This is a genomic window from Frankia sp. CoWAU3 (assembly GCF_977971855.1).
This window is the reverse complement of the sequence record NZ_CDWWXB010000096.1, coordinates 1-12282: the sequence shown is the minus strand read 5'-3', so window position 1 is coordinate 12282 and position 12282 is coordinate 1. Positions and strand designations below refer to the sequence as shown.

11 protein-coding genes are annotated in these 12282 nt (G+C 66.9%); 6 read left to right on the top strand and 5 right to left on the bottom strand.

What is annotated here, in order from left to right; all coding sequences use genetic code 11:
* The 3 genes from mshB to AC08ON_RS10510 form a co-directional block, all read right to left on the bottom strand.
* Window positions 1-846 (bottom strand): N-acetyl-1-D-myo-inositol-2-amino-2-deoxy-alpha-D-glucopyranoside deacetylase (gene mshB / locus AC08ON_RS10520; RefSeq protein WP_476616867.1); only part of this gene is annotated, 846 nt, incomplete at its 3' end.
* Window positions 847-946: 100 nt separating this feature from the next.
* Window positions 947-2785: a translational GTPase TypA gene (typA, locus tag AC08ON_RS10515; RefSeq protein ID WP_476616866.1), complete on the bottom strand. Its 1839-nt coding sequence runs from the start codon at window positions 2783-2785 to the stop codon at window positions 947-949.
* 296 nt (window positions 2786-3081) lie between these two features.
* Window positions 3082-3585 (bottom strand): (deoxy)nucleoside triphosphate pyrophosphohydrolase, encoded by a 504-nt coding sequence (locus tag AC08ON_RS10510; RefSeq protein WP_476616865.1) that lies wholly within the window; start codon window positions 3583-3585, stop codon window positions 3082-3084.
* A 173-nt stretch (window positions 3586-3758) separates the two neighbouring features.
* Between AC08ON_RS10510 and AC08ON_RS10505 the strand changes: the two genes are divergently transcribed.
* Window positions 3759-4058: a 4a-hydroxytetrahydrobiopterin dehydratase gene (locus tag AC08ON_RS10505; protein WP_476606393.1), complete on the top strand. Its 300-nt coding sequence runs from the start codon at window positions 3759-3761 to the stop codon at window positions 4056-4058.
* Between the two features lie 44 nt (window positions 4059-4102).
* Here AC08ON_RS10505 and AC08ON_RS10500 read toward each other — a convergent pair whose 3' ends face one another.
* Window positions 4103-4477 (bottom strand): DUF952 domain-containing protein, encoded by a 375-nt coding sequence (locus tag AC08ON_RS10500; protein ID WP_476606394.1) that lies wholly within the window; start codon window positions 4475-4477, stop codon window positions 4103-4105.
* A 140-nt stretch (window positions 4478-4617) separates the two neighbouring features.
* On the opposite strand from AC08ON_RS10500, the gene AC08ON_RS10495 reads away from it, so the two are divergent.
* Complete coding sequence (locus AC08ON_RS10495) at window positions 4618-5775, top strand: heparan-alpha-glucosaminide N-acetyltransferase domain-containing protein (protein ID WP_476606395.1); 1158 nt, start codon at window positions 4618-4620, stop codon at window positions 5773-5775.
* A gap of 150 nt (window positions 5776-5925) precedes the next feature.
* The gene (locus AC08ON_RS10490) at window positions 5926-6255 is read left to right on the top strand and encodes a DUF6247 family protein (protein WP_476606396.1); all 330 of its coding nucleotides are present in this window, start codon (window positions 5926-5928) and stop codon (window positions 6253-6255) included.
* A gap of 630 nt (window positions 6256-6885) precedes the next feature.
* On the opposite strand, the gene AC08ON_RS10485 is transcribed toward AC08ON_RS10490, so the two are convergent.
* Window positions 6886-7320, bottom strand: coding sequence for an NUDIX hydrolase (locus tag AC08ON_RS10485; RefSeq protein WP_476606397.1), 435 nt, complete (start codon window positions 7318-7320; stop codon window positions 6886-6888).
* Between the two features lie 59 nt (window positions 7321-7379).
* Here AC08ON_RS10485 and AC08ON_RS10480 point away from each other — a divergent pair, with 59 nt between their 5' ends.
* From AC08ON_RS10480 to AC08ON_RS10470, 3 genes are all read left to right on the top strand, one after another.
* Window positions 7380-8153 (top strand): GntR family transcriptional regulator, encoded by a 774-nt coding sequence (locus AC08ON_RS10480; protein WP_476606398.1) that lies wholly within the window; start codon window positions 7380-7382, stop codon window positions 8151-8153.
* A gap of 101 nt (window positions 8154-8254) precedes the next feature.
* Entirely contained in the window at window positions 8255-8671 is a 417-nt protein-coding gene (locus tag AC08ON_RS10475) for a plasmid replication, integration and excision activator (RefSeq protein ID WP_476606399.1), read from the top strand.
* Between the two features lie 1607 nt (window positions 8672-10278).
* A complete protein-coding gene (locus AC08ON_RS10470) occupies window positions 10279-11871 on the top strand; it encodes an FtsK/SpoIIIE domain-containing protein (protein WP_476606400.1) in 1593 nt (530 codons plus the stop codon).
* The last annotated feature ends 411 nt before the right edge of the window (window positions 11872-12282 follow it).

The following is a 12282-nucleotide window of genomic DNA, read 5'->3' as shown; positions in this document are numbered from 1 at the left end:
CCCCTCCGGACCGTCCCCCGGCCCCCGGGCGCCCTCGGCCAGCACGAAGTGCTCGACACTCCAGGCTCGCTGGCCGATGCCGTCGGCGAGCGCGAAAAAGAACCCGTCAACGCTCATCTGCGTCCGGTGCGACCGCATGGCTGCGATCTTCGCCTCGAAGAAGTGGGGAGCGGAGAGCTCGGTCGTGATGTCCGCATCGTCGACAAGCGTCACCCCCAGCTCGTCCACGGACTTCAGACCCGCGAACGGGTTGCTCTCAGCGGCGGAATCGCGGAAGTACTCGAAGCCCGCGACGGCGCTCGATCGCGCCAGCGCCGTCTCGTAGCGCTTGGCGACCTGCCAGACCGGACCGGCCTGCGGGGCGAAGGACGGGTCGGCGGCGTCGGTGAAGGCCCGCCGGGTGAGTTCGTGGGCCCGAATGTGATCGGGGTGCCCGTAACCACCACGGGCGTCGTAGCTGACGAGCACCTGCGGCCGGACCTCGCGCACGATCCGCACCAGCTCCGCCGCGGCCTCGTCCAGGTCCGCCCGCCACAGGCAGCGGGGATGGTCGTTGGCGGGGGTGCCGATCATCCCGCTGTCCCGCCAACGCCCGGGACCGCCAAGAAAGCGCTGGTCGGTGATGCCGAGCGCGGCACAGGCACCGGCCAGCTCGCCGATCCGGTAGCCACCGAGCTGGTCGCCCCGATCCGCCCGCAGATGGATCAGCTCGGGCACCAGTACCTCCCCCTCCTCCCCCAACGTGCACGTCACGAGGGTGACGTGGGTGTCGGGGGAGGCGGCGTACGAGGCAAGCGCGATCCCCGTCGAGATCACCTCGTCATCGGGGTGGGCGTGCACGAACATCGCCCGCCGGGTGGGAAGTGGCGCAGTAGAGGGTGATGATGGGGTAGCTGTCGTCACATTGACGACCCTACGGGTAGCTTTGCCGCAATCTGGGGACCGCTCAGACTCGGCGGCGGGAGCGGATCTTCTCGCGCTCGGCTGCGGTCAGCGCCACCTTGCGCAGACGCACGAAGCCCGGGGTGACCTCCACGCACTCGTCCTCGCGGCAGAACTCCAGCGCCTGCTCAAGGGTGAGTATCCGGTGCGGGGTGAGCCGGACCAGCTCGTCGCCGGTGGATGAACGCATGTTGGTGAGCTTCTTTTCCTTGGTCGGGTTGACGTCCATGTCGTCCGCCCGGGAGTTCTCACCCACGATCATGCCCTCGTAGACCTCGGTCGTCGGCCCGACGAACATCGTGCCGCGTTCCTGGAGGTTGAACAGGGCGTACGCGGTCGCCACCCCGCTGCGGTCGGCGACCATGGAGCCTGTCGCCCGGGTGCGCAGCTCCCCGAACCAGGGCTCGTACCGGTCGAAGACGTGGTGCAGCAGCCCGGTACCCCGAGTCTCGGTGAGGAACTCGGTCCGGAACCCGATCAGCCCGCGGGCCGGGACCAGGTACTCCAGCCGGATCCAGCCGGTGCCGTGGTTGACCATCTGCTCGACCCGGCCCTTGCGCAGCGCGAGCAGCTGGGTCAGCGTGCCGAGGAACTCCTCGGGCGCGTCGATGGTGAGGCGCTCCACCGGCTCGTGGACCTTACCGTCGACAGTGCGGGTGACGACCTGCGGCTTGCCGACGGTCAGCTCGAAGTCCTCGCGCCGCATCAGCTCGACAAGCACGGCGAGCTGCAGCTCCCCGCGGCCCTGCACCTCCCAGGTGTCCGGCCGCTCGGTGGGCAGGACCCGGATCGACACGTTGCCGACGAGCTCGGCGTCCAGCCGGTTCTTGACCAGCCGCGCCGTCAGCTTCTTGCCGGAACGGCCGGCGAGCGGGGAGGTGTTGATGCCGATCGTCATGCTGATGGACGGTTCGTCGACGGTGATAACCGGCAGCGTCCGGGGATCATCGGCGTCGGCGAGGGTCTCCCCGATCGTGATGTCGGGGATGCCGGCGATGGCGATGATGTCGCCCGGCCCGGCCGACTCCGCCGGTACCCGCTCAAGCGCCTGCGTCATCAGCATCTCGCTGATCTTGACGCGCTGCTGGCTGCCGTCGGCCCGGCACAGCGTCGCCGGCTGACCACGCTTGATCGTGCCGTTGTGCACCCGGCACAGCGCGAGCCGGCCGAGGTACGGGGACGCGTCGAGGTTGGTGACCAGGGCTTGCAGCGGCGAGTCAGGATCAAACGACGGCGCCGGCACGGTCTCCAGCAGAAGGTCGAACAGCGGCTTGAGATCGGGTGAGTCCGGGCTCACCCCGTCGGCCGGGCGGGTGGTGGAGGCACGACCCGCCTTCGCGTTGCAGTAGACGATCGGGAAGTCGATCTGGTCCTCGTCGGCGTCGAGGTCGAGGAAGAGCTCGTAGGTCTCGTCAACCACCTCGGCGATCCGGGCGTCCGACCGATCCACCTTGTTGATGACGAGCACCACCGGCAGCCGCGCCGCGAGCGCCTTGCGCAGGACGAAGCGCGTCTGGGGCAGCGGGCCCTCGCTCGCGTCCACGAGCAGCAGGACGCCGTCGACCATCGACAGGCCGCGCTCGACCTCACCGCCGAAGTCGGCGTGACCGGGCGTGTCAACGATGTTGATCGTGATGTCGCCGTAACGGACCGCGGTGTTCTTCGCGAGAATCGTGATGCCCTTCTCGCGCTCCAGGTCCATCGAGTCCATCACGCGGTCGGTGAGCTCGGCATGCTCGCCGAACGCGCCGGACTGGCGCAGCATGGCGTCGACGAGGGTGGTCTTGCCGTGGTCGACGTGGGCGATGATTGCCACGTTTCGAAGATCGGCACGAAGAGACACGGTGATGCGCTCCGGGGCGGACATGGGGTTCGCGACCCCGCAACAACGACGACGTCACCGCATGAAACGACGGTAACGCATGAACCGGTGACGCGAACGTTCTGGCGAGTGTCCGCCATGGTGTCGGCGCCGCGGCACGACGATCTGCCCGTCACGCGTACACCGGCAACGGTCGCACCGCCACTCATGGTACGGGTGCACCCATGGCACGGACGCCTCGGCCACAACGAGCTTCACCGGTCCGGGGCTTCACCGATCCGCGACCTCCCGTCGCCGGCCTTCAGAAGAGTCGACCTTCAGAAGAGCGATCCGGGAGTCGACAGCATGCGGCGCAACTCCGCCACCAGGGGACCGTCGGCCGGCATCCACCGGACATCGTCCAGTTCGGCCACGCCGAGCCAGAGCAGCTCGTCATGTTCGACGAGCCGGGGCTGCCGGCGCGTCACCCGGCCGAGCCACACCCGCAGCACCCATCCGGGGCTGGACAGCCCGACCTCACCGAGCGGCGGACCGACCTCGATCTCGACGTCGAGCTCCTCCCGGCACTCCCGGACGAGCGCGTCGAGCTCGTGCTCGCCGGGCTCGACCTTGCCGCCCGGAAACTCCCACATCCCGGCGTAGGGATGCGGTTCCCGGCGCCGGGCGGCCAGCACCCGGCGATCATCGTCGAGCAGCGCGACGGCAACGACCAGACGTCCCTTCACCACCGGGGAGTCGGTGCCGTCCCGGTCCTCAGGTGTTCCACGCCGTCGTCCATGGGTAGAAGGGAGGGCATCCAAGCCCTCCACATCCGCGTTCATGGTGCCGGACTCTCCCAGAGTCCGGCCAGCCGTGGATCCGTTCCCGGCGGATCGTGTCTGATGACCCTTTCGGGTGGCTCCACCAGGACGGCTCGCCCAGCAGCGGGACGCGGACCGCAAGCCAGAGAATCCAAGCCAGAGAATCAGAGAATCACCAGCCGGAGGAAATCGGTATGCCGAGCAGACTGGACACCACCGAAGTCGCCGGGGCGCTGGCGGCACTACCCGGCTGGATCGGCGACGCCGACCGGATCCAGTTGGAGATCATGCTGGACGGGGACGAGGCCGACGCGATCGTGGCCGAGGTCATGCAGGCAGCGGACGCGATCAACCATCATCCGGTCGTCGAGCGGGGCCCGGGAACAACGACCTTCACGGTCTGGACCCACTCGGTCGGCGGCGTCACCGAACTGGACGTGGCCCTGGCCCGCAGGATCTCACAGATCCTGCGCTCTGCCGGCGTCTCGTACTGAGCGCTCGTACCGAACAGACGTCTCGTACCGAACAGACGTGGAGATCACCAGAGACTGGGCAGCACCCGGAAGACACCATCCGGATCAGGCGGGAACGGTACGACGATCGTCACCGCTGCGGTGTCGATCCTCCCGTAGAGATGCGGGAAGAGCTCCCCTGGCGCGGGCGTGCCCCCCGCGGGCGCCTGGCCGGCGGGCGCCACGGGCGCCGGCGGCTCCCAGCGCAGCTCCGCGCTCAGCCGCTCCGGGTTGACGACGACCAGCAGCAGGTCCGCACGCCCGGCGTAGTACCGGTTCGCGGTGGCCACGGCCTGCTCCGGGGCGGAGAAATGGATGAACCCCTCGGATGCCAGGCTCGCCGGGCGGTACCCGTCAGCCCCGGCCGCCCACTCGGACCGGCCCACCAGATGGCAGATCACGCCATCCTCCTCTCCTCGCCACTCATCGGTCGTTGACTGCCGAGCCACGGTCGCGGTGCCCGCGTCGGCCCGGGAACGCTCCCGGCGGGCCGGATGAAACCCACCTCTGCCCGGAGACCAGTCTGAAGGGCGTGCCCGCGATGCTTCAGCCCCGTCACCCGCAGGCCGGCGGGGAAAGCCGCCTACGCGGAGTCGACGCGGCGCGGGGCCTCGCCCTGATCGGCATGGTCGCGACGCACATCTATCCCGCGGTCGGGGATGATGGGGCGGGGACCCCCGCGCATCTGCTCGCCGCCGGCCGGGCCTCGGCGGCCTTCGCGGTACTCGCCGGGGTGGCGCTGGCGCTGTCGACCGGCCGGCTGCCGGCGCCACAGGCGCGCGCGTCGACCGTGGCACGAGCGGTCTGCATCGGGACGATCGGCCTCGCCCTCGGCTACACCCACTCCGGCATCGCGGTGATCCTCTGTTACTACGCGCTGATGTTCATCCTGGCCGTGCCGCTGCTGCGGGCTCCGGTCGGAGCGCTGGTCGTCGTCACGGTGCTGGCGTTCGCGGTCGTCCCGGCCGCGGGCCTCCTCAGCCGGGACCATCTGCCGCCCCCGACCCTTGCCGACCCGACCTTCGGCCGGGCGTTCACCCACCCGGTGAACCTGACTCTGGAGATGGGCTTCACCGGCTTCTATCCGGCGCTTGCCTGGCTCGGGTACCTCTGCGTGGGACTCACGGTCGGCCGGCTGGATCTACGGTCCACGCGGGTCGCCGCCGCCCTGCTCGCGGGGGGTGGCACGATCGCCGCGGCGGCGTCGCTGGTCTCCTGGGCCCTGCTCCGGCACGCCGCGGGCATGGCCGCACTCGAATCCGTCGATCCCGTCGAGGTCGCGGGAGTCGGGCCGCTGCCGGTGCGGTCCATCCTCGACGCCGGGCTGTACGGCAGCACCCCGACGAACACCTGGTGGTGGCTGGCCGTCGACACCCCGCACTCGTCCACGCCCGTCGATCTGCTGCACACCGGCGCGGCCGCGGTCGCCCTGCTCGGGTTCGTCCTGCTCCTGAGCCGGCTGCTGCCGCCCCTGATGCTGATCCCGCTCGTCGCCGTCGGATCGATGACACTGACCCTCTACTGCACCCACGTGATCGTGATGTCCGCGTCCTTCCTCCCCGCGGATCCGACGCCGTCCTTTCTGCTCCAGGCGGCCGTAGCCCTGACCGTTGCCACCGCCTGGCGGGCGAGCGGGGTGCGAGGACCGGCCGAGGCGATCGTCGCCGCGGCCACCCGGGGCACCCGGCAGCTCGTTTAGCGCGGTGACCACGGCCGCCGGAGATCTTCAGGCCGCGGCCACAGCCTCGCTGTAGAGGCGGACGTTGATCCCAAAGCTACTTCCGGACTCGTATTCCTTCGCGGTCCGGCCATAGCGGTCGGGAGGCTGCGCCGGGCGAGAACCAATCTCATGAGTGCGGATGTCACGATCCCCTCGTACGGGGTACGCAACCGGGTTGAGCGCACCGGTCCGGCGGTCCGGGCCGCGCTCAGGCCTGACCATCGTGCCGAGTTCGAAGCCAAGTTCCACGCGGCGGCTGTCGAGGCCGACGACGCCCTTGACCTGGCGCCGCCGCACCGGGTCATTGACCGCTGGTGGCCTCAGGCCGTGCTTTGCGCCAACCCGGAGATCCAGGCCGGCATCGACGAGGACCGACGCCGCATTGCCGCCGGCGATCCGACCGCGATCGCCGAAATCTGGTACCCGCCCGGCCATCCGCGCCCGTCACGCGCGGTCTGATGACTGCCTAAAACGTGACAATCAGTGGATAGCAACCTTCGGTGACGGCTGGGGACTCATCGTCTATACCATTGAAGACAGGTGAATCATTATCACCGTGCTTCGCGTGATCTGGCTGAACGGCCGCGGCCTCAACAGGCATGCCGCCACGCGGTAGGTGCTTCTCATCACACGGGAACGGCCCCTGATCAGACGTTGAAGCGGAAGGCCGATCCGGGTGCCGTTGACCTCGATGGATAGCCCGAAAGTCCTTTGGTACCAGGGGTTCCGCCTTCCGTCGCTTCTCATCGTCGATGGCAGCTTTTCAAGATCGCGTGGAACGCTCGTGTACCAGGGGGCACCGGGGACACGCGGTCGTCCGTGACGCTCGACGTGTGGGAGTTGTCCTGTGAGTCCGTGCCTCCGGCTCGATCGTCACGTGATGTTCGTCGGGTTCACTCGGTGCTCTGCGACGTTCCGACGCGCCGAATGGGGTGGTGGCCGACGCGCCATGGGGTGCCGACCGGAGGGAGGCGGGGCCCCGTGCTGCGCGGCGAGCCACCTGGGGCCCTGTTCGGCGTGGCGTGTGCGGCGCGGGGCTCCTGCGGGCCCGGAGGGCCCGCCTTGAAGAAGTAAGGAAAGTTGGCACACCTATGCGGGTAGCAGGAATTTCCCATCGTGTGCGCGTACGGCGGGCGGGCCCGTCTGCATCGCGTCGGCGACACGAATCGCGTAAGCCTCGTCCATGTACTTGCTGACGGCGGAGAGTTTGATCCACCGAAGCTTAGAAGTCTCGTCGCCGGTGCGTTCACTTCCACCCGCAACTCGGCATCGAAAGAAAAGCGCCACGACGCCAATCTTCATGTTCTTGTAGACGCCAGTGAGTCTCTCTACTTCAACGAGAAGACCGGTCTCTTCTTCGACCTCCCGAAGAAGACCATCTTCGATCGCCTCACCCAATTCAAGTACTCCACCGGGTGGCTCCCAATGCTGGTTGTCACGTCTCTGAATTAGGAGAATTTTGCCGGACTCGTCTGTGATAGCAGCGGCTACGCTGACGGAGTGGCGCGGGGTGGTCTCGCTCATAGGATGAGCCCTCCGGTACACTGGTTCACAGGACTAGACCAGTATAGGAGACTCAGGCTGTGGATGCTCGCATTGATCCAATGAGTGATCGGGCCGTTTACCGGCAGATCGCAGATCATTTGCGTGCGTCAATCGAGACTGGCGACCTTGCTGCGGGAAATAAGCTGCCGAGTGAACGTGACCTGACCGTTACGTACGGTGTAAGTCGTAATACAATTCGGCAAGCACTCGAAGAACTCATTCAAGAAGGACGGATTGAGGTTGAGCACGGCCGGGGCGCTTTTGTGCGTAAGCGTCCGCCGGTCCGGCGTCTGGCTAGCGACCGTTTCGCCCGCCAGCATCGCCGTATGGGAAAGGCTGCCTATCTCGCTGAGCTAGAGGGCGAAGGGCGTCGGCCGAGCGTCGATGTGTTGAGCGTCGAACCTCGGCCCTGCCCACCGGAAATTGCGAAATTGCTAAAAATCGAGGCGGGCGAAACGGTCCTCGTTCGGCATCGACTCTATCTGGCTGATGGTGAGCCAATGGAGATTGCAACGTCTTATATCCCGTGGGTGATCGCTGTCGACACTCCGATGGTTGAAAAGAATCCCGGTCCTGGTGGAATCTATGCCCGTATCGAGGAAAAGGGTCACCAGCTCGGCCACTTCACGGAGGAAGTCTCTGCGCGGATGCCGACTGATGGGGAGCGTCGGACACTTCGCTTGATTCCGGGTACGCCGGTTCTGGCGTTGGTGCGCATCGCAATTGATCTTGAGGGGCTTCCTGTCGAGGTCTGCGACACGGTGTTGGCAGCGGACCGGTACGTGCTGAGCTACGAACTGCCTGCTCACTAGGCCCTACTCACCCTGGTTGCCAACTGGTCCAGTACCAGCTATACTGGTCTACACCAGGGGACGTCCAGACCAGAGACGTCCAGAGTGAAGGGATCTCGATCATGGCTGTGCCGATGAGGATTCCCGTGAGCTTCGGGGACGTGTTCCCGCACGGGGCGTTTGTGCTGGGTGTGGAGGCTGACCGCGACTTCGATGCGGTGAAGGCGGGTCTGTCTGATCCACAGGTTCGGGACAAGGAGACCGGTGCCCGGGTGTGGCTGGTGCGGGTGCTGGACGCGGCGCCGGATCTGCGGGCCGGTCAGGCTGAGGTGAAGGTGAAGATTGCGGCTGAGGTGCAGCCGGTCCCACCGGACACGCTCGCGGGTACGCCGTTTCGTCCGGTGGAGTTCGACGGGCTGACGGTCACCGCGTATGTTGATCAGTCGCGGAAGACGCCCCGGGTGGGTTACAGCCTGCGTGCTCGGGGGATGCGCGCCCCGATGGTGGCGAGCGTGCGGTCCGGGAAGGCGGCGGCGTAGCCATGCCGTTCAATTCTTGGAGGGTTAATTCCGAGGTTATGAATCCGGGTGGACAGAATACATCCCGGTCGGAGATGCGCCGTGGCGTGATCGCTGATTGGAGCTCGGATGATGCTCCGGCTGTTCTGCGGGACATGAGCGCCGATGATCTGGTTGCAGTTGAGCGGGTAGCGCGGCGGCGTGGCGACCGTGCGGGGGATTGTGGGGATTACGCTCTTGAGGAGTGGTACGACGATATTGCCGCTGATGTCAGGGCTGAGCGGCGGCGTCGCGGTCTCTGACGTTCTCGTTCTGGGCGCGTGCTCTGATCTGCCCGTTCCTACGCGCGCCTGAGCTGTTCTGCATTTCTCGCGACAGGAAGGTGTATTTCGCATGCATTCGAATAGGGATATTCAGCGGGCGGCGGCGTTGGCCCGGTCGAATCGGGCTCGCGTGGACGCGGACGCGCGTCGTCGGAATGGCTGCGCTGAGGCGGGGGTCCGTGTAGCTCGGGATGTGGAGCATGCGGCGTGGTCTGAGTACCGGCGTCTTTCCTAGCTGGTACGGGTCGACGTACCCGGGGTGCGGGTCTGAGTTTGCCCGCTCCTCCCGCACCCCGGGTATGTCTGTTGTCCATCTCCCTGCGACAGGAATGGGACACTCTCATGTCTACCACACGATCGCTTCGTGGAACCGTGTCCGTGGACGACTTGTGTCGGGCGGAGGATCGGGCGTGGCTCGTGTACGCGGCTGCCCGTGATCGTGCGGCTGAGGCGTTCGATGAGTATCAGCGTCTGGCTGCTGCCGCGCACGCTCGGTACGCGGATTATGAGGCGGCTTACGATGCCTACCGGTCCGCTCTTAACGCTGATTCCTAGCCGACTATCCGGCTGTTGCAACCGGCCGGTGCGCTGGTTGCTTTCGGAAGGGTGCATGTCCGATGGCTTCTCGTACCTGTTCTTCTTGCCGTCGTATGTTCATCTGCCCGTGTGGGCTGATGATGGTGTGTCGGCATTCTCGTTGCCCGTCGTGCGCGGTGCCGGCTCGTCGGGTGCAGCGTCCTGTCTATCGGAAGGGTTCCCGGTGATGACCGAGTTGTATTCCTACACGTGTGAGGTGTGTGGGCTGAGCTCGCGGCCGACTCGTTCGCGGGCGGACATGCGCGGGCAGAAGGAAACGCATGATCGGGTGGCGCATGGCCATGTCACTCGGAACGGAAGCGTGCGTGCCGCGCGCCGTGAGCGGGGTGGTAGCTGATGGCCCGACGGTCTCGTCGGCAGTCGTCTGATCAGATGCCGTTGCCGTTCGGTGGGGAGGCTGCGCCGGTTCCGCCGGTTCCTGGGCCGTTCTCGATTCCGCTGGTGCGTGCCCGGGAAGCGGCCGAACCTATCCAGCTTGAGCCGCGTCGGCGTCGGCGTCGGGGCTGATGCCGCTTTTGGATTGGGGAACGGGTAGGTATTTCCCTCGCGGTGATGTGGGGGATCCGGAGCCGTGTGTGCTGTGCCGGCGTCCGGCTCTGTGCCGTTCTCCGGATGGTGTGGCTGTTCACAAGGTGTGCGCGGAAGCCTGGTACGACCGTAATCCCCGCGCCTACGCCGCCTATCTGGAACGTGGGAGGGAGGTGAACCATGAGGGTACGGCTCGCGGACCTGTCGCGGTCCGTTCCGGTGAACCGGGACACGCGTAGGCATCCGCTGGTGCGTCCGGGTGATACGGCCGGGCGGGTCGGTCTGCGTCTGGTGGGCCGGGTGGGGGTCGCGGTCGCCCGGGTGATCGCCCGTTTCCCGCGTACGTCGTTCAGTCTGTTTGCCGCGTTGCTGCTGGTCGACCGGGTGGGATGGGTGCTGCCCGCGCTGGCGCTGGCGGTGCTGACCGTGGCCGCGCTGGTCTGGCGGCTGGCCTGCCCGTCTAGCTACGCCCGGTGGTTAGGGCGTCCGCTGCGCTCGTGGTGGGCGCGTTGGGTTCGCTACGCTCCGCGCTGGCGGGGGCTCATGGCCCGTCACGACCTGGCCGTGGTGGATGGGGATGTGCTGGTCTGGCCTGGTCTGCGGAAAGTCCGATCAAACGACTACCGTGATGCGCTGCTGGTCAAGCTGCGCGTCGGCCAGAAACCGGATCATCTCGCGGATGCCTCCGAGTCGCTGGCGCACGCGCTGGGAAGTCAGAACGTGCGGGTACGGACCCACAAGCCGGGTTACGTGTGGTTGGACGTGACCCGCCGGGATCCGTTCACCCGGCCGATGTCGAAGTTGCCGGTTCCTGCCTCGGCTGGCGCGGTGGACCTGACCGCGTTGCCGATCGGCCGGCGGGAGGACGGCGCGCTGTGGCTGCTGCGTCTGCTCGGCACGCATGTGTTCGTCGCGGGTGCGACCGGTGCGGGGAAGGGGTCGGTCATCTGGTCGACTCTGCTCCGGCTGGGTCCGGCTATCGCTGCCGGTCTGGTGCAGGTGTGGGCGATCGACCCGAAGGGCGGGATGGAACTGTTCCCAGGCCGTGCGCTGTTCACCCGCTACGAGGACAGCCACCTGGGCGCGATGGTGGAGCTCCTCGAGGATGCGGCGGAGTTCACCCGGGATCGTGCCGCCCGGTTGAAAGGCGTGACCCGCCGGTTGACTCCGACGGTGGACACGCCGTTTGTGCTGGTTCTCGTCGACGAATTCGCGTTCATCACGGCGTATGTGACGAACAAGAAACTCCAGGGACGGGCGGATAACGCGGTGCAGATCCTCGCTTCTCAGGGCCGGGCTCCGGGTGTGGGTCTGATGGTCGCATTGCAAGATCCGTCCAAGGAGGTGGTTCCTTACCGGAATCTGTTCCCGACCCGCATCGCGATGCGGCTCGATGAACCGCAGCAGGTCGATATGGTCCTCGGGGACAAGATGCGCGCCCGGGGCGCCTACTGCGACCTGATCCCGGAAAGCCTTCCCGGGGTCGGCTACGTCAAACTGGAAGGCACCCGGGAACCGTTGCGGGTCCGCGCGGAATACATCGACGATGATGTGATCGACGGGCTTGCCCGTGACTACCCGGCTCCGGCTGGCATGCCGGTCCCGCTACTCGGTCAACACACCGAATCCGGCCTTGATATTGCCGCCGACATTCCCATCCCCGTCCGTCTGGGCGACGGGGAGCTATCCCCGGAATGGGCGGCGTTCTCCGCTGACTATCAGCGTCGCCATGCCACCAACGGAACCTCGGGTATCCCAATGGGGCTCGATTAGGAAGGGAACCACCATGCCTCGCCGTAACATCAACTCCGGGAACACCTACCGGCAGTGCCGTGCCTGCATGGGCGAGCGTCCACGGAACTGCTCGTCTTGCCATGGTCTCGGCACCACCCTGGCTGTCCGGCGCCACCGGACCCGATGAGAGGACCCTTGGCCGCGCTCAAAGCGATACGCCGGTGGCCTCCAACCCCCTCCATTGCGCGCTGCCCGTGGCGCTGGGCGAGAGATGACACGATCCGGGGTGGACTCGACGTCGTTGCCACTGGAACGCACGGCGGACGGCGGATGGTACGCCACGGACATACCAGAGATCGTTTTTTACGACGACTGAGCGGCGCGCGACGCTCCGTGTGGGTACGCGGTCGGGCGGGGCTCCCCCTCCGACCTGACCGCGCCACCCCGGGG